17 protein-coding genes are annotated in these 16434 nt (G+C 68.2%); 11 read left to right on the top strand and 6 right to left on the bottom strand.

From position 1 onward, the window contains the following. The first annotated feature begins 204 nt into the window (after window positions 1–204). Both AR539_RS01200 and AR539_RS01195 read left to right on the top strand, forming a co-directional pair. Entirely contained in the window at window positions 205–684 is a 480-nt protein-coding gene (locus AR539_RS01200) for a MarR family winged helix-turn-helix transcriptional regulator (RefSeq protein WP_066431577.1), read from the top strand. 38 nt (window positions 685–722) lie between these two features. Continuing rightward, window positions 723–1949: an MFS transporter gene (locus AR539_RS01195; RefSeq protein WP_066431575.1), complete on the top strand. Its 1227-nt coding sequence runs from the start codon at window positions 723–725 to the stop codon at window positions 1947–1949. A 114-nt stretch (window positions 1950–2063) separates the two neighbouring features. Here the strand turns inward: AR539_RS01195 and AR539_RS01190 are convergent, their stop codons facing one another. Together AR539_RS01190 and rraA are read right to left on the bottom strand one after the other, a co-directional pair. After that, a complete protein-coding gene (locus AR539_RS01190; protein WP_066431573.1) occupies window positions 2064–3503 on the bottom strand; it encodes a sugar porter family MFS transporter in 1440 nt (479 codons plus the stop codon). Between the two features lie 135 nt (window positions 3504–3638). Continuing rightward, complete coding sequence (gene rraA, locus AR539_RS01185) at window positions 3639–4115, bottom strand: ribonuclease E activity regulator RraA (RefSeq protein ID WP_066431569.1); 477 nt, start codon at window positions 4113–4115, stop codon at window positions 3639–3641. Window positions 4116–4225: 110 nt separating this feature from the next. On the opposite strand from rraA, the gene AR539_RS01180 reads away from it, so the two are divergent. From AR539_RS01180 to AR539_RS01155, 6 genes are all read left to right on the top strand, one after another. Continuing rightward, window positions 4226–5542 (top strand): MFS transporter, encoded by a 1317-nt coding sequence (locus tag AR539_RS01180; RefSeq protein ID WP_066431566.1) that lies wholly within the window; start codon window positions 4226–4228, stop codon window positions 5540–5542. A gap of 189 nt (window positions 5543–5731) precedes the next feature. Beyond that, window positions 5732–6307 carry a TetR/AcrR family transcriptional regulator gene (locus AR539_RS01175; protein WP_442854386.1) on the top strand — a complete coding sequence of 192 codons (576 nt, stop codon included), beginning with the start codon at window positions 5732–5734 and terminating at the stop codon, window positions 6305–6307. A gap of 299 nt (window positions 6308–6606) precedes the next feature. Continuing rightward, entirely contained in the window at window positions 6607–7818 is a 1212-nt protein-coding gene (locus tag AR539_RS01170) for an NAD(P)-dependent malic enzyme (protein ID WP_066431560.1), read from the top strand. Between the two features lie 92 nt (window positions 7819–7910). Further along, on the top strand, window positions 7911–8411 hold the full coding sequence (locus tag AR539_RS01165; RefSeq protein ID WP_066431557.1) for a DUF456 domain-containing protein: 501 nt from the start codon (window positions 7911–7913) through the stop codon (window positions 8409–8411). A gap of 38 nt (window positions 8412–8449) precedes the next feature. Beyond that, on the top strand, window positions 8450–9439 hold the full coding sequence (locus AR539_RS01160) for a hypothetical protein (protein ID WP_066431554.1): 990 nt from the start codon (window positions 8450–8452) through the stop codon (window positions 9437–9439). A gap of 74 nt (window positions 9440–9513) precedes the next feature. Continuing rightward, window positions 9514–9870, top strand: a complete 357-nt coding sequence (locus tag AR539_RS01155; RefSeq protein WP_066431545.1) for a nuclear transport factor 2 family protein — start codon at window positions 9514–9516, stop codon at window positions 9868–9870. 9 nt (window positions 9871–9879) lie between these two features. Here the strand turns inward: AR539_RS01155 and AR539_RS01150 are convergent, their stop codons facing one another. Then, window positions 9880–10530, bottom strand: a complete 651-nt coding sequence (locus AR539_RS01150; protein WP_066431543.1) for a LysE family translocator — start codon at window positions 10528–10530, stop codon at window positions 9880–9882. 103 nt (window positions 10531–10633) lie between these two features. Here AR539_RS01150 and AR539_RS01145 point away from each other — a divergent pair, with 103 nt between their 5' ends. Continuing rightward, complete coding sequence (locus tag AR539_RS01145) at window positions 10634–11089, top strand: Lrp/AsnC family transcriptional regulator (RefSeq protein ID WP_082699129.1); 456 nt, start codon at window positions 10634–10636, stop codon at window positions 11087–11089. A 14-nt stretch (window positions 11090–11103) separates the two neighbouring features. On the opposite strand, the gene AR539_RS01140 is transcribed toward AR539_RS01145, so the two are convergent. Beyond that, on the bottom strand, window positions 11104–11562 hold the full coding sequence (locus AR539_RS01140) for an Lrp/AsnC family transcriptional regulator (protein WP_066431541.1): 459 nt from the start codon (window positions 11560–11562) through the stop codon (window positions 11104–11106). 339 nt (window positions 11563–11901) lie between these two features. On the opposite strand from AR539_RS01140, the gene gluQRS reads away from it, so the two are divergent. Beyond that, window positions 11902–12798, top strand: a complete 897-nt coding sequence (gluQRS, locus tag AR539_RS01135) for a tRNA glutamyl-Q(34) synthetase GluQRS (protein WP_066431539.1) — start codon at window positions 11902–11904, stop codon at window positions 12796–12798. A gap of 9 nt (window positions 12799–12807) precedes the next feature. After that, window positions 12808–13425: an HD domain-containing protein gene (locus tag AR539_RS01130; protein ID WP_066431536.1), complete on the top strand. Its 618-nt coding sequence runs from the start codon at window positions 12808–12810 to the stop codon at window positions 13423–13425. Here AR539_RS01130 and AR539_RS01125 read toward each other — a convergent pair. Together AR539_RS01125 and AR539_RS01120 are read right to left on the bottom strand one after the other, a co-directional pair. Then, complete coding sequence (locus AR539_RS01125; RefSeq protein ID WP_066431533.1) at window positions 13422–14738, bottom strand: ATP-binding protein; 1317 nt, start codon at window positions 14736–14738, stop codon at window positions 13422–13424. The genes AR539_RS01130 and AR539_RS01125 overlap by 4 nt on opposite strands. 121 nt (window positions 14739–14859) lie before the next feature. Further along, on the bottom strand, window positions 14860–16422 hold the full coding sequence (locus tag AR539_RS01120) for an amino acid permease (RefSeq protein ID WP_082699128.1): 1563 nt from the start codon (window positions 16420–16422) through the stop codon (window positions 14860–14862). Window positions 16423–16434 lie beyond the last annotated feature (12 nt).

Below are 16434 nucleotides of genomic sequence, written 5' to 3'. Positions count from 1 at the left end.
GGTCGCAGCGAAACTCAACCGCCGGCCCCGGCCCACCCTCAACCTCGAGACCCCAGCCAACCGGCTGAACCAGCTGCTGCGAACCGCGGCATGAACCCTGGCGTTGCTCCGACTACTTGACTTTGCCCCGGTTTTAACGACCAAAAGTGATGGGGCAACGGGGCCACTTGATCTTAGGTGCCCTAACTGTTAGGCTACCTAACTATGACTGACGAGCACCCCGCTGACACTGACATCCTCGCCCTCGCCCAGGATTTCCGTGAGGCCCTTCGCCACAGCGTGTACCTGGTCCGTCGCCTGGACGCGGACGGGGAGCTGACTGCCGCCCAGATCAGCATGCTCAAGATGCTGATGGACACCGGGTCTGCTTCGGGCGGCTCCGCAGCCCCCGGGGTGCGGGTGGGCGAAATCGCCAGGAACCTCGGCGTCAAGGTGCCCAGCGCCACCGAACAGATCATCAAGCTCGAACGCGCCGGCCTCGCCCGCCGCGAACCGGACCCGGACGACTCCCGCGCCGTCCGGGTGAGGATCAGCGAGGCCGGCTACGCCGCCGTCGAAGCTGCCAATGACCGCCGCAACGCCGTCATGGCCGGCATCCTGGCGTCCCTTTCGGACGCCGACCGGACCGCCCTCGCCGCCGCCCTGCCTGTTATCGGCAAGATCAACGCGACGCTCCAGGCCTGATCCGCAACCACCAATCCCCAGCAATTAGGAGTACCCCCATGCACGGCCAGCCCGCCGACACCCTGCCGGCAGCCGAAGTCACCCTCGAGGCCGAAAAGGCCTCACTGCTCAAACAACCCAAGGCAGTGTGGGCCACGGCTCTTGCCGCCGTCTTCGCCTTTATGGGGATCGGGCTGGTGGATCCCATCCTCCCGGCCATCGCCAAGAACCTGGATGCCACACCCAGCGAGGTGTCCCTGCTCTTCACGAGCTACTTCCTGGTGACTGCCGTTGCCATGCTGGTCACCGGCTACGTCTCCTCCCGGATCGGCGGCAAACGGACACTGCTGATCGGCCTGGCCATTATTGTCGTGTTCACCTCGCTGTCCGGCACCTCCGGCAGTGTGGCGGAGCTGATCGGCTTCCGGGCCGGCTGGGGACTGGGCAACGCACTGTTTGTGGCCACAGCGCTGGCGGTGATTGTCGGCGTCGCGAGCGGCGGAGCCGGTACGGCCATCATCCTGTACGAGGCCGCCCTCGGCCTGGGAATTTCGCTCGGCCCGCTCCTGGGGGCACTGCTGGGCGGCTGGCAGTGGCGTGCCCCGTTCTTCGGCACCGCCCTGCTGATGGCCTCGGCATTCATCGCGCTCGTTGCGCTGCTGCCCAAGACGCCGCTGCCGGAACGGAAAGTCCGGCTCCGGGACCCGCTGCTGGCCCTCGGACACAGGGGACTCAGAACGACGGCGTCCAGCGGCCTGTTCTACAACTACGGCTTCTTCACGATCCTCGCCTTCACGCCCTTCATCCTGGGCATGGACGCCTACGGGATCGGCGGGGTGTTCTTCGGCTGGGGCGTCGCCGTCGCCGTGTGCTCCGTTTTTGTGGCCCCCGTGCTGCAGAACCGGTTCGGGGCCGTCCGGGTGCTCACGGGCACCCTGGTCCTGCTAGTGCTGGACCTCGCGGGGCTGGGGCTGGCCGCCGGTCACTCGGTCCCCGCCGTCGTGGTTCTGGTGGTGATTTCCGGTGCCCTCCTGGGCGTCAACAACACCCTCTACACGGAGCTGGCCATGGGCGTGTCGGATTCGCCCCGGCCGGTGGCCTCCGCCGGCTACAACTTCGTCCGGTGGATGGGCGGCGCCCTGGCACCGTTCGCCGCCGCGCAGCTGGGCGAACACTTCGGCCCGCAGGTGCCGTTCTTCGCCGGTGCGCTGGCCATGGCGGCGGCCATCGCCGTGGTCCTCGGCGGACGCCGGTACCTCACAGCACACCAGCCCCACGTGGTGTAGCCCGAGACCGCCCGCGGCATCCGCCGAGGTGACAGATAATGCCCATGTTTCCCGGAAACATGGGCATTATCTGTCACCTCAGCGAGGCGGTTGCGGGCTGTGCCGGCGCGCGGCTCAGGCTTTCGCGGAACCCTTCGGCACAAACAGGGTCTCGGCCTGTTCCAGCGACATCCCGTTGGTCTCCGGCACCTTGAACTTCACAAAGAAGAACGACGCCGCCGCGAAGGCCGCGTACATGGCGTAGGTCAGCGGCAGCGAGGCTGCGGCCATGACCGGGAAGCTCAGGGTGATGGCGAAGTTGGCGATCCACTGCGCGGCTGCGGCGAGGCCCAGCGCGCGGGCGCGGATCCGGGACGGGAAGATCTCGCCCAAAAGCACCCAGACCAGCGGGCCCCAGGAGGCGCCGAAGCTGATCACGAAGACGTTGGCGGCTACCAGGGCCACCGGGCCCCAGGCTCCGGGGAGCGAGATCGCGTCGCCCGTGCCGGTGGCGGAGCCGAAGGCCAGAGCCATGGTGCCCAGCGACAGGGCCATGCCGGTGGACCCGGCCAGCATGATGGGCCGCCGGCCGATCCGGTCCACGAGGGCGATCGCCACGAGCGTGACGAGGATGTTGGTCACCGCGGTCGCCACGGAGATGGTCAGGGAGTCCTTCTCCTCGAACCCGACAGCCTTCCACAGCGTGGTGGAGTAGTAGAAGATCACGTTGATCCCGACGAACTGCTGCAGCACGGACAGGATGATGCCGATCCACACCACGGGCTGCAGGCCGAGGGCCTTGCCGCGCAGGGAACCCTTCTGCCCGGCGAGCTTGTCCTCCTCGATGGCCGTCTTGATCTCGCGCAGGTGGCGGTCCGTGTCCTCATTCGGGGCGATGGACTGGAAGACCTTGAGCGCTTCCTCGTCCTTGCCCTGGAAGACCAGGAACCGCGGGGACTCGGGCAGCGTGTAGGCGATCCAGCCGTAGACAACCGCGGGCACCGCGCCCGCAAGGAACATCCAGCGCCAGGCTTCAATGCCAAACCAGAGGTCCTGGTCGGCGCCGCCGGCGAAGTTCGCGAACAGGGCGTCCGAGAGCAGGGCGGCGAAGATACCGGTGGTGATGGCGAGCTGCTGGAGCGACGCGAGGCGGCCGCGCACGTGGCGCGGGGAGATCTCGGAGATATAGGCCGGGGCGATCACGGAGGCCAGACCGATGCCCAGGCCGCCGACAAGGCGCCAGAAAATGAGGTCCCAGACGCTGAAGGCGAAGCCGGTGCCGATCGCACTGACCAGGAACAGCAGCGCGCCGATCTTCATTGCCGGGATGCGGCCGTACCGGTCGGCCACCTTGCCGGCCAAGTAAGCACCCGCCGCGCAGCCGAGGAGGGCAACGGCCACAGCGAAGCCGGTCACGGCCTCGCTGAGCGCAAACTCGCCCTTGATGGCGTCGACGGCGCCGTTGACCACCGAGGAATCGAAACCGAAGAGGAAGCCGCCCACGGCGCCCGCCACGGCCAGCCAAATCACCCGCTGGGGGATCTTGGTTACGGGCTGGTCTTGGGTGGTTGTCATGTGGCTCCCTCGGCATTTCGCGTTCCACGGCCTGCGCCGCAGCTACCAAGTCTTACACCAGAGCCGGAGCGACCCCTGTCACACGCCTCAAAAAGTGAGAGGAAACATACCGTTGCGCGATCGCCGGGAGGACTGTCAGCGTTCGACCAGGATCCCGTCCGGGTCGCACCAGATCATCGCGCCGGTCCGGATGGTGACGCCGTCGATCTCCAGGTCCACGCCGCTCTCGCCGGCCCCCTCCTTGGCACTCTTGCGCGGGTTGCTGCCCAGCGCCTTCACCCCGAGCGGCAGCCCGGCAATGGCGGTGCGGTCGCGGATGGCGCCATTAATGACGACGCCGGCCCAGCCGTTCGCGACGGCGCTCGCCGCGATGAGGTCCCCCATGAGGGCGGTGCGGAGCGAGCCGCCGCCGTCGACGACGAGGACAGAGCCGTCGCCGGGTGTGGCGAGGGTGGCTTTGACCAGGGCGTTGTCCTCGAAGCACCGGATGGTCCGTACCGGCCCGCTGAAGTGCGTATGGCCGCCGAGCGACTGGAACTGCAGGGCCACGGAGTCGAGCTCCTCGCCCCGTTCGTCGTAGAGGTCGGCGGTGTTCACGGCAGATGCGGCCATTGGTTCTCCTGTGCGCTGGTAATAGAAGGGGTGGAGCGTGAACCCCACGATAGTCTGGCCCACACTGATCTTCAGCCTGCGCTGTCCGTTTCCGGGGGGAACCGAATTCCATGAGCCTGTCCGATATGCCCGGAGCAGCTCCGGACCCTGCCCGGCACGGCCCCGCAGCCCCAGGCCCGACGGCGGTGGCGCTCGCCGAACCCGACCGGCCCGTCCGCCCGGTCTGGATCTCCGGCGTCGTCCTGGTCAACGTCGGAATCAATGCGGCGTTCTTCGGCCCGCTGCAGGTGCTCCTCGGCCAGCAGGCGGCGGCGTTCAGCGAAGGCGACAAGGAGGCCATCCTTGCCCTGGTGACCGGGGCCGGGGCGGCGGTATCCCTCGTGGCCAACCCCCTGTTCGGCGCCTTCAGCGACCGCACCACCTCGCGGCTGGGACGCCGTGTCCCCTGGGTGCTGTTCGGGGCCATCCTCGGGGCCGCGGCCCTGATCGCACTCGCGGGGGCGCCAAGCGTCGCCATCATGACGCTGCTGTGGTGCCTGGTTCAGGCCGGCTGCAACGGAGCCTACGCCGCCATCACCGCGGCCATTCCGGACCGCGTGCCGGTGGCCCAGCGCGGCACCGTGGGGGGCCTTGCCGCCATGGGGCAGACGGTGGGGATCCTCGCCGGCGCGGTGATCGCCGCGGCCGTGGCCGGGAACTTTGCGGCCGGCTACCTGGTCTGCGCCGTGGCGCTGCTGGCCGGCGTCGGGCTGTACTACTTTAAGAACGACGACGTCCCGCTCCCCGCCGGGTCGCGTCCGCCGTTCAGCCTGGCCGCCTTCGCCCGGGGCTTCTGGATCTCCCCGGTGCTGTATCCGGACTTCGCCTGGGCCTGGCTGACCCGGCTCCTTGTCAACATCGGCAACCACATGGTGACCCTTTACCTGCTCTTCTTCCTTAAAGACGCGGTCCGGCTCGAGGAGACCCAGGGCATCGCGCCGGAGTTCGGCGTGCTGATCCTCACCGGGCTCTACGCGGTAATGGTGATCATCACCAGTGTGATCGGCGGCCGTCTGAGCGACCGGATGGGACGGCGCAAACCGCTGGTGATCATCTCCTCGGTGATCATTGCGGTGGCTTCGCTGATCCTGGCCTTCGCACCGAACTGGACTGGTGCCCTGCTGGGCGCATCGGTGCTGGGAATCGGGTTCGGCTGCTACCTGGCGGTGGACTTCGCCCTCATCACCCAGGTGCTCCCGACGGCGCTGAGCCGCGGCCGGGACCTGGGGGTCATCAACATCGCGAACTCCCTGCCGCAGGTGCTGGCGCCGCTCATCGCCTTCCCGTTCGTGACGCTGTGGGGCGGCTACGTGTCGCTGTACATCGCGGCGGCGGTGATCGGCCTGCTGGGGGCCCTCTTCGTGGTCAAAATCAAGGGCGTCGACTAGCCGGGGACGCCCTTTCGGCCCGCGCACCCCGTGGTGTCCGGGCGCCGCCGGACCCCGGAATCGGATCAGGCGCGTGGCGTATAGTGGACGGGAATTGCCGCGGCAGGGCTGTGGGGAGCATGTCCGCCTGCCGAGAAAACCGACCCCGGAACGCCGCTGATGCCTGAATTTCACTCAGAACTTCCACCCATGGCCCCGCCGCCCACCCTGCCCCGGCAGCGGCTCCGCTACACCCGGATCCTCGACGTGGCGGCAGGCTTCGCCCGGAAGGGCCTGGCCTCCGTGGTCCTTTCTGAAGTCGCCGCCAAGGCCGACGTTCCGCTGGGCACCCTGTACCGCTACTTTCCCTCCGCCACCCAGCTGATGCTGGCCCTCTACCGCAAGCAGCTCTTGGAGCTTCACCCCGCCAGCACAGCAACGCCGCCCGCCGGGAAGGGCGGGGACGGCGTTCCGGCGCACTCACTGGCCGGCGTCGTGATGGAAATCTTCCACATGCGCCTTATGCAGCCGGCGGTGGAGCAGTGCCTGAACAAGGCCGTCTACACCAAGGGCACCGACACCACGAAGCTGCTCCGCGAGATCGATGCCGCGGCGGAGAAGGCCGTCACCGCCGTCAGCGGCGACGCCGCCACTTCCCGGGTGCTGCTGCTGGCCGTTACCGGGCTGGTCCAGTCCGTCCGCTGCCGCCGGCTCTCGCTGTTCGAGGCCGAGGAAGACCTTAAGAAGGCCTGCGCACTGCTGACATCCAGCGGCCGCGCCGCGTAACTGGTCTAGACCAGGGGCAGATTTTACTGGCCGGTAGGGGCCTGTTTTTGGTGCTCAAGCCCAGCGAACCCCATGGATAAACGTTTCACCAAGGCGCGGCGTGTGTCGCGGTGCACCTGGAGCCCGCGTTCCGCTGTCTACTATGGCAACACCGGAGCGGCCCCGCCGCCTGCACCACCGGAGCGTCACCGCAGACCCACCACCTCGGGCCCGCCGGCGTTCCCCAGACCATCTTGAGCATCCCTGTGCTTGAGCTTCCATGAGCCGTACGCCCACGGTGAGCCCCAGGAGACAACGACGTGTCCATTGAAACGATGACCCCTACCGACGCCACTTCCGCCGCCGAACCCGTAGAGGTAATCGGCGACGAGGAAATATTCGCCTCCCACCAGGGCGGCAAGCTCTCCATCTCCGGCACCGTCCCGCTCGACACCAAGCGTGACCTCTCCATTGCCTACACGCCGGGCGTTGCCCAGGTCAGCCGCGCCATCGCCGCCAACCCGGAACTCGCCAAGACCCTCACCTGGGCCCAGCGCCTGGTGGTGGTGGTCAGTGACGGCACCGCCGTGCTGGGCCTCGGCGACATCGGAGCCAGCGCCTCGCTGCCCGTCATGGAGGGCAAGTCTGCCCTGTTCAAGGCCTTCGGCGACCTCGACTCCATCCCGCTGGTCCTCAACACCACCAACGTGGACGAGATCGTGGAGACCCTCGTCCGGCTGCGCCCCAGCTTTGGCGCCGTCAACCTCGAGGATGTCTCGGCGCCGCGCTGCTTCGAGCTTGAAGACAAGCTCATCGAGGCCCTGGACTGCCCCGTGATGCACGATGACCAGCACGGCACCGCCGTCGTGGTCCTCGCCGCCCTGACCGGTGCGGCCAAGGTGACCGGCCGCGAACTGGAGTCACTGCGTGTGGTGGTCTCGGGTGCCGGCGCAGCCGGAATCGCCGTCGCCCAGATGCTGATCACCGCAGGGATTGGCGACGTTGTGCTGCTGGACTCCCGCGGTGTCCTCAACAGCGAGCGTGCGGACATCGCCGCCGACCCCGCCAGCAAGAAGGCCCAGCTGGCCGCGAGCGGCAACCCGCGGGCCGTCTCCGGCGGCCCTGCCGAGGCCCTGCAGGATGCCGACGTGTTCATTGGTGTCTCGTCGTCCAAGCTGGCCGAGGAACACCTCAAGCTCATGAGTCAGGACGCGATCGTGTTCGCCCTGTCCAACCCGGATCCCGAAGTCCTGCCGGAGGTCGCACAGCGGTACGCGGCCGTCGTCGCCACGGGCCGCAGCGACTTCCCGAACCAGATCAACAACGTCCTCGCCTTCCCCGGAATTTTCCGCGGAGCCCTCGACGCCGGCGCCCGCCGGATCACGCCGGCAATGAAGCTGGCCGCGGCCCGCGCCATCGCCGACCTGGCCGACGAGGACCTGTCCGCCGACTACATCGTCCCCAGCCCGCTGGACCCGCGGGTTGCGCCGGCGGTATCCGCCGCCGTGGCTGCGGCGGTTGAAGCCGAGTAGCCGCTCCTGTTCAGCCGCAATTGAACAGCCGACGGCGGCGTCGCACCCTTGGGGGATGCGGCGCCGCCGTCGCTGTTCCATAGACTGGGGCGATGAATCCCGAGACAGTTGTGACGGTCCTGTGCGGCCTCGCCATCCTGGTCGGCGTGGCCGGCACCGTCATCCCCGTGCTTCCCGGCAGCATCCTGATCGGCCTGAGCCTCCTCGCGTGGGCCATCTGGGGAGGCGCAGGGACCACCGGCTGGGTGGTGTTCGGGATCGGCATGCTGTTCGTCGCCGCCGGGATGGCCGCCAGCGCCGTGCTGACCGGCCGCAAGCTCAAGCAGCACAGCATTCCCGGCCGTTCGGTCATGGTGGGGCTGGTGTTCGGCGTCGTGGGGATGTTCCTCATTCCGGTGGTGGGCCTGTTCGTGGGTTTCGCCGCCGGCCTGCTGCTGAGCGAACTCCACCGCACCAGGGTGCTGGGCACCGCCGTGACGTCCAGCTGGGCGGCGCTGAAGGCCACGGGCCTGGGCATGATCGTCGAGTTCGGGCTCGCTTGCCTGGCCGGCAGCACCTGGGTCATTGGCGTCTGGGTCGCGGCCGCCTCCTAGTCTGCCCCCGGTCCGCCTGCGCCTACTAGCATGGAAGCATGAGCTCCGCACCGGGAGAATCCGCTCCCCGCCCGGCCCTGTACCGCGACCACCGGGACCTCACGCCGTTCCGCCGCCCGGTCATCCGGACGCCAGTCCGTGGCCTGGCCGACGGCGTCGGCGGCATGGTCACCGGGGTCCTGGCAGGCCGGACCCGCGGGACCTTGCCGGTGGAGGGCGGGGCGCCCCGGCTCGGCAGGGTGGACGGCAGGGCGCCGGGCAAAGCGGCGAAGGTGGTCCACGCCGCCATCTTCGGCAGTTCCGACCCGGACCGGCTGATCGCCGTGGCACATGCCCACCCCGGTTGGGCCGGGCTCTGCTACCTGATGGCCGGGCTCCTCAGCTACGACCAGGGCGGCCACCTGCGCGCTTCCGAACTCCTCCAGCGCGGCCTGCTGACCAAGAACGACGACGACGCGAACCGGTACGCGTACACCTACCTTTCCCGCGTGGTCACCAGGGTGGCCGTGGCCGAGCGGGTGGAGGTCCCGGTGCTCTTCAGCGAGGAGGCCGTGTTCCTGGCACTCTCGCACGCGCTGCGCGAAACCGGCCAAAGCGAGGCGGCCCTCGCGGCGCTCAACGGCCTGCCGCCGTCGCTGCCCATGGCGCTGGCGCGCTGCTCCCTGGCCGCCTCGCTGGGGCGGGACGTGGAGGTGGTGGCCGACACCGAAGGGCTGCTCAACGGGGATGACCTCTCCGCCGCGCTGCTCCTGGTCCGGGCGCGCTCGCTGCGGAAAATGGGCGCCAATGCGGCCGCCCGGGCCGCCCTGCAGGAGGTCCTGCGGCGGCGGAAGACGGACTTCACCCTGCGCAGTGACGCGCTGACGGACCGGGCGCTCCTGCTGCTGGACACCGGGCGGAAAGCCTTGAACCGGCGCGAATGGCAGCAGCCCCAGCCCTCCGGACTGCAGACGGTCAAGACCCTGCGGAAAGACGCGGAACTGCACGAGCTCTGGGACCGTGAATACGGCCGGGCCGACGGCGAGTGAACCCTGGGCGAACCCGCCCCGTTCCGGGCCCATCACCCTTGCGGGCGCGCGGAAGCAAGGGGTAAAAACGAGGAATGAGAGATGCGGCAGCGCGCTGGATGCAGCACTACATCGCAGCCTGGACATCAAATCAGCCGGAAGACATCAGGGCGCTGTTCACCGAAGACGCCGTCTACGCCACCAGGCCGGATGATCCCGAGCCGTGGATCGGCCGCGAGCAGATTGTGGAACGCTGGATCGCGGCGGGGGACGCGCCGGGGGACTGGACGTTCGAGTGGCAGCTTCTGGGGGTCGACGGCGGGAGGGCCTTTGTGCAGGGCCGCACCGACTACAGCGACGACAGCCGCAGCTACGACAACCTCTGGATCATCCAGCTCACGGGGGACGGCCGGGCCACAGCCTTCACCGAGTGGTACATGCCCCGCAAATGACCGGCGGCCTCACCAGCGGCTCAGGGCATGGCCCACCAGGGGCAGGAGCTGCTCGGAGAGCAGGACGGCGCCGAGGGCCACCATGATGATGCCGCTGGCGAGCGTCACCTTCCGCGCCGCTCCCGGCCTGGACTGCAGCAGCCTGCGCGACAGCAGAGCCACGCACGTATAAACCACCGCGACCAGCAGGACGAACGTCAGGCCGAGGAGGCCAGACTGCACCGGCACGGGCAACGGCGCCTCGGGGCTGACGAACTGCGGCACCAGGGCAACGTAGAACAAGAGGCCCTTGGGGTTGATGCCGCTGGTGCCGACGCCCTGCAGGAAGGTCCGGAACTGGTTTGCCGGTGCCTGCATGTCCACGCTGCCGAAGCTGGCGCCCCGCCAGGAACGGAGGGTGGTCAGTCCGAGCCACAGCAGGTAGGCCGCGCCGGCCACCGTCAGCCAGCCCAGCACTCCGGGAACCCCCGTGAGCAGGGCCGCCAGGCCGGCCACCAGCAGCACCGTGTGCAGCACATAGCCGCCGCAAAGACCCGCCACCGCGGGCACGAAGCTGCGCTGCTTCAGCCCGGCGGTGATGGAGTAGGCCCAGTCCACCCCGGGGGTGCAGGCGAGGGCGCCGGCCACCGCAAGAAAGGCGAAAAACAGCTGGGGGTTCACGGCGGTCTCCTGACGCTTGGCTACAGGAAAAGCCTAGAAAATTGTGCCCCGGAAGTGTTCCCTCTTTTCGCTGTAAAACCCCCGGTCCGGGTAAAATAATTGCGTGGTTGACCATTTAGACAGAACTATTTTGCGCTACCTCAAAGAGGACGGCCGGATGACGGCCACGGCACTCGCCGCCAAGGTGGGCCTGACGGTGGCGCCCTGCCACCGGCGGCTCCGGGACCTGGAGGCCACCGGCGTCATCCGCGGTTACCGGGCGGACATCGACCCCGCAGCCGTCGGGCTCGGGTTCGAGGCGATCGTGTTCGTGACCCTGCGCCAGGTGGACCGCGCCACCATGGAGATTTTCGAGAACCGCGTGGCGGACAATCCGAACATCGTGGAAGCGCAGCGGCTGTTCGGTTCGCCCGACTACCTGCTGAAGGTCATCGCCGAGGACCTCCCCGCGTACCAGCGCTTCTACGACGCCGAGCTGTCCTCACTGCCCGGCGTCGAACGCCTCACGTCGACCCTCGTAATGAAGAACCTCAAGACCAACACCGGCCCGCCCGTCTAGGTGCCGCCCCCGGGTCAGGCGCCCAGCAGCCCGGTGGTCCGGTACGGAATGACTTCCCGCAGGAACATGCTGGTGGAGGTCCGCACAATCCCGGGGCACAGGCGGATCTCTTCCGAGACCCGGTAGAGGTCATCCGGGCTCTTCGCCACCACGCGGATCAGCAGGTCGGTCTCGCCGGCCGGAGCGTAGCATTCGAGCACTTCGGGGATGTTCCGCAGGGCGGCGATCGCCTCGTTCAGGTGGCTCTGGTCCAGCTCGGCGCTGACCGACGCCGCCACGCCCCGGCCCAGCGCCGCAGGGAGAACCCGGCTGCTGTTGGCCCGCAGGGCACCCGAGGCGCTCATCCGCTCCAGGCGGGACTGCACGGTGCCGCGCGCCAGGCCGAGCTTCTGCGCCAGCACCATGATGGGCAGCCGCGGATCTTCGTCCAGGGCGAGGAGGATCCGCCGGTCCGTCGGGTCAAGTTCCTGCAATGTGACTACTCCCTGCGCTTCGCTGTGGCTCGACTTGATCAGATTGACCAGTGCAGCCTGAGTCCGTTGCGCCTACTGTATGGCTTCTGTTGAAATAGTGGCAACAACGGAGAAGGCCACCGCCGGATCCTGGACAGGCTACAAGTACCCCGGCACACCACCCGGAGCTTGGATGAGGCTTCCCGCAAGGAACCCGCCCGCTGATTGACTCTTGTTCACACCATCGTCATTCCGCAAGAGCCCCTGAGCCACCGACGTCGGTTTTTCCGAAGTCATCGGTAGCTGAGGGGCTCTGGTGTTGTTAAGGGCCGGCGGGTTCCCTGCGCATAGGCTGGTGCCATGACATCTGCCGGCCGCTTCGCCCCCAGCCCCTCCGGCGAACTCCATGTCGGCAACCTCCGCACGGCCATCCTCGCCTGGCTCTTCGCCCGCTCCACCGGCCGGCAGTTCCTGATGCGCGTGGAGGACCTGGACCGGGCCCGGGCCGGGGCGGAAGCGGAGCAGCTCCGGGACCTCGCCGCCATCGGGATCACCTGGGACGGCGACGTGGTGCGCCAGACCGACCGCGGGACTCTTTACGCGGAGGCGATATCGCGGCTGTCAGCGGCGGGCCTCACCTACGAGTGCTACTGCACCCGCCGCGAGATCCAGGACGCCCCCTCCGCGCCGCACGCCCCGCAGGGCGCCTACCCCGGCACCTGCCGGAACCTGTCTGCAGCAGAACGTGAGACGAAGCGGGCGGTCCGGCCCGCGGCGGTCCGGCTCCGGTCGGCCGTCACCGAGGCGGAGGTGCAGGATGTGCTGCACGGGAGCTACACGGGGGTGGTTGACGACTTTGTGCTGCGCCGCAACGACGGCGTGACGGCGTACAACCTCGCCGTGGTGGTGGACGACGCCGCCCAGGGCATTGACCAGGTGGTCCGCGGCGACGACCTGCTGCCGTCCACGCCCCGGCAGGCCTACCTGGCCTCGCTTCTGAATATGCCTGTTCCGGAATATGCGCATGTTCCGCTGGTGCTGAATGCCGGCGGGGCCCGCCTGGCCAAGCGCGACGGGGCGGTCACGCTCACCGACCTCGCCGCCGTCGGGATCTCCGTGGGCGAGGTGCGCGACGGGCTGCTGGCGTCCCTCGGGCTGCCCGCGGGGCCGCTGGAGCGCGCACTCGCCGTCTTTGACCCCGCCGGGCTGCCGCGGGACCCGTGGATTTGGCCCGGGATGGGCGGGCCCGGCGCGTAGGCTGGAAGCATGCCAGAACCAGAGTTGACCGAAGCGGGCGCCCCGCAGCCGAGATTTACCGTCGAAACGGCGAAGGTCCTCGCCGAGGTGGCCCACAACCGGCAGAAGGACAAGCTCAAGCGGCCCTACCGGGAGCATGTGATCGCCGTCGGGGATGCCCTGGCGGACTTCGACGACGACATCCGGATCGCCGGCTACCTGCACGACATCGCCGAGGACACCCCCATGACCCGGCAGGCCCTGCTGGACATGGGCGTCTCCGAGCGCGCCGTGGCCATCATCGAGCGCGTCACCAAGCGCTTCCATGAGAACCCGGACGACTACCAGGCCGGCATCCGCTACATCGCCGAAGACCACGACGCCACGCTGGTGAAGATCGCCGACAACGCGCACAATTCCCTGCCGGAGCGGGTGAAGGCACTGGCCGAGAAGTGGCCGGACAAACCGCCGGTCACGCGCTACAACGAGGCCCGCCCGGTGCTCTACGCCGCGGTGCCGGTGGAGGAGATCCGGAAGATCCTGGCCCGGATCAACCCGTGGCTGCTGGAAGAACTCGACGACCGGCTCGACGAGGCGGACGACACCGACTACGAGAACCTCTCCTTCGACGACGCCCCGAAGGGCTAGACCCGGCCCAGGGCGTCGATGTCCTCGAGGAACTGCTGGTGGACCTCCTCGCTCACCGTGGTGCGGGTCTCCGCAATCGCGTCGAGGTAATCCTGCGTTGCGGGGCCCTTCCGGACCGCTTCGCGGACGGAGGCGTCGCCGCTGGAAGCCAGCCCGCCGTCGTCGTACACCGCTTTTTCCAGGGCACGCTGGGACGCGCTCCGGGCCGCGTATTCGATGTCCGCGGGGGAGAACCCCTCGGTTCGGTCCACCAGCAGCTCCACGTCCACGCCGTCCACAACGGTGGAGGGGATGAACCGCTGCCACATGGCCTCCCGGGCCTGGCGGTCCGGCAGGCCGATGGGGATGACGTAGTCGAAGCGGCCGTGGCGCAGGAACGCCGAGTCCAGGGCGCGGATGAAGTTGGTGGCGCAGACCAGCAGGCGGCCCGGCTGCTCGCGGAAGGCCGGGATGATCTTCAGGAGCTCGTTGGTGACGCCCTGCAGCGGCGACGGCGGCTCGCCGGACCGCTGGGCGGCAATCTCCTCCACCTCGTCGATGAACACCACGGCGTGTTCCAGCTCGGCGATCTCCAGGAACGTCTCGCGCAGCGCGCCCGCCAGTCCCTGCGGGTCGGAGGCCAGCCGGGAGGGAAAGACCTCCACGAACGGCCACTCGAGCCGCGACGCAATCGCCTTCGCGAACGTCGTCTTCCCGGTGCCGGGCGGGCCGAAGAGGACCACGGCGCGCGGCGGCACCACACCGTACTCGTCGGCGAGGTCGGCTTCGGCCAGGGGCAGGACCAGCCGGCGTTCCAGCAGTTCCTTCTCGTTCCGCATGCCCGCGACGTTTTCCCAAAGGTCGCGGGCCAGGATCCGGCCGCCCAGCAGGCTGAGGGGCTCAAGCTCCTGGCGCTGCACGGGAATGGTCCGCTCGAAGTAGCGGAGGTTCTTCTTCAGCACGAACCCGCGGCCCAGGAACGCCTCCACCCGGGTCTCGGATTCCGGCATCAGGGCGGACAGTTTGTTCAGCCCGTGCGGCGCCATCCGGTTCTCGACGGCGGCCAGCAGCGAAGTGCCGATGCCGCGGCCGCGGTATTCCGGGAGGGTGGCCAGGAAAACGATCCAGCCCTGGTCGTGCGCGGCGCGGCCGACGGCGGCACCCACCACCTGGTCGCCCAGCACCGCGACGACGGCGTGGTCCTTTTCGCAGGAGGCCAGCACCTCGGAGAGGGCGTAGACCGGCTCGACATTCGTGGCTTTGAGGGTTTCCCAAAGGTGCAGGATCCCGTCGAGATCGGCCGAGTGGAAATCCCTGATGCGCCAGTTGGTCATGAAGTGTCTCCCGGATGGTTCGTCGCTGAGCCAGTGTGAGGCTGTCTGCTGAGCATATGCGAACCGTATCCTCGAGGGGTTGCCGGGACGTTGCGTTACGGGGAAGAGGAACGCACGGCGGCTACTCCGAATCCCCGCTGGCTTCCCTGGCGGCCACGAGCGGATACGGGCCGGTGAAGCCGTCGCGGACAGCTGCGATTTCCAGGATGCGGTGCCGGCAGAGGCGCCAGCCGAGCATCAGGAGCGGAACGATGACCACAATGGACGCGATGGTCCAGGTTCCCACGGGCGAGTCGAATGCCATGAGGATCAGCACCGCCAGGAGGAAGGCCAGCGTCACCCAGCCCGTGACGGGTGCGCCGGGCATCCGGAAGGCGGGCCGGAGCAGTTCCCCGCGCGCTGCGAGGCGGGCCAGCTGCATCTGGCACAGGACGATCATGGCCCAGGTGCAGATGATGCCCAGCGATGCGACGTTCAGGACGATCTCGAAGGCCTCGGCCGGGACCAGGGCGTTCAGGATGACGCCAAGGACGGCGACACAGGCGGTAAGGGCAATGCCGCCGTAGGGGACACCGGACCTGTTCATCCGGCCGGCGAATTTGGGCGCGGAACCAGCAACGGACATCGACCGCATGATACGGCCGGTGGAGTAGAGGCCGGCGTTGAGCGAGGACAGTGCCGCGGTCAGGACGACGAGGTTCATGATGGCGTCCACTCCGTCGACCCCGATGGAGCCGAAGAACGTGACGAACGGGCTTTCGCCGGCCTTGTAGGCGTTATAGGGCAGCAGCAGCGAGAGCAGTACCAGCGAGCCGACGTAGAACACCGCGATACGGACGATCACCGTGTTGATGGCCCGCGGCATGATCTTTTCCGGGTTCTCCGTCTCGCCGGCGGCGGTGCCGATCAGCTCGATCGAGGCGTAGGCGAACACGACGCCCTGCATCACCACGACTGCGGGGAGCAGACCGTTGGGGAACATGCCGCCGTTGTCCGCAATGAGGGTGAAGCCGACCTCCTGGCCGGCAACGGGGGTGCCGAAGATGACGAAGTAGATGCCGATAAGCAGGAAGGATACGAGCGCCACAACCTTGATCAGCGCGAACCAGAATTCGAGCTCACCGAACACTTTGACGCTGATGAGGTTGAGGCCCAGTACCAGGATCAGGGCGGCCAGCGCCCAGGCCCACTGCGGTACGTCCGCGATCGGAGCCCAGTACTTCTTGAAGAAGTTCATGTACAGCGCGACGGCGGTAATGTCCACGATCGCCGTCATGGCCCAGTTCAGCCAGTACAGCCAGCCGGTGACGAACGCGGCCTTCTCGCCGAAGAACTCGCGGGCATAGGAGACAAACGAGCCCGACGACGGCCGGTGCATCACGAGTTCCCCGAGGGCGCGCAGGATCATGAAGGCGAAGAACCCGCAGACTGCATAGCTGATGATCAGGGCGGGCCCGGCGGCGGCGAGGCGGCCGCCCGCGCCCATGAACAGGCCAGTGCCGATGGCGCCCCCGATCGCGATCATCTGCACCTGCCGGGGTTTCAGGCCCTTGTGGTAACCCTGGTCCTCGGCGTGGAGCGCCGCCTCGGAGGCGTGGGCATGCGCGGGAATGGTGTGGTCGGAGATAGCTGGCTGCTGCTGGGCCGCCTGTTTTTGGGCGCGGGCAGTTTCGGGATAAGTCATGAGGGTCCTTCG

The sequence above is a fragment of the Arthrobacter sp. EPSL27 genome (genome assembly GCF_001512305.1).
In the GTDB taxonomy this organism is placed as follows: Bacteria; Actinomycetota; Actinomycetes; order Actinomycetales; family Micrococcaceae; genus Arthrobacter.
The sequence above is the reverse complement of the archived record's forward strand: the minus strand, read 5'-3'. Positions and strand labels throughout refer to the sequence as shown.

What these genes read in the sequence shown, in the direction of transcription:
- AR539_RS01200 (WP_066431577.1), top strand. Translation starts at nt 205, where the DNA reads ATGACTGACGAGCACCCCGCTGACACTGACATCCTCGCCCTCGCCCAG.
- AR539_RS01195 (WP_066431575.1), top strand. Translation starts at nt 723, where the DNA reads ATGCACGGCCAGCCCGCCGACACCCTGCCGGCAGCCGAAGTCACCCTC.
- AR539_RS01190 (WP_066431573.1), bottom strand. Translation starts at nt 3,503, where the DNA reads ATGACAACCACCCAAGACCAGCCCGTAACCAAGATCCCCCAGCGGGTG.
- rraA (WP_066431569.1), bottom strand. Translation starts at nt 4,115, where the DNA reads ATGGCCGCATCTGCCGTGAACACCGCCGACCTCTACGACGAACGGGGC.
- AR539_RS01180 (WP_066431566.1), top strand. Translation starts at nt 4,226, where the DNA reads ATGAGCCTGTCCGATATGCCCGGAGCAGCTCCGGACCCTGCCCGGCAC.
- AR539_RS01175 (WP_442854386.1), top strand. Translation starts at nt 5,732, where the DNA reads ATGGCCCCGCCGCCCACCCTGCCCCGGCAGCGGCTCCGCTACACCCGG.
- AR539_RS01165 (WP_066431557.1), top strand. Translation starts at nt 7,911, where the DNA reads ATGAATCCCGAGACAGTTGTGACGGTCCTGTGCGGCCTCGCCATCCTG.
- AR539_RS01160 (WP_066431554.1), top strand. Translation starts at nt 8,450, where the DNA reads ATGAGCTCCGCACCGGGAGAATCCGCTCCCCGCCCGGCCCTGTACCGC.
- AR539_RS01155 (WP_066431545.1), top strand. Translation starts at nt 9,514, where the DNA reads ATGAGAGATGCGGCAGCGCGCTGGATGCAGCACTACATCGCAGCCTGG.
- gluQRS (WP_066431539.1), top strand. Translation starts at nt 11,902, where the DNA reads ATGACATCTGCCGGCCGCTTCGCCCCCAGCCCCTCCGGCGAACTCCAT.
- AR539_RS01130 (WP_066431536.1), top strand. Translation starts at nt 12,808, where the DNA reads ATGCCAGAACCAGAGTTGACCGAAGCGGGCGCCCCGCAGCCGAGATTT.
- AR539_RS01125 (WP_066431533.1), bottom strand. Translation starts at nt 14,738, where the DNA reads ATGACCAACTGGCGCATCAGGGATTTCCACTCGGCCGATCTCGACGGG.
- AR539_RS01120 (WP_082699128.1), bottom strand. Translation starts at nt 16,422, where the DNA reads ATGACTTATCCCGAAACTGCCCGCGCCCAAAAACAGGCGGCCCAGCAG.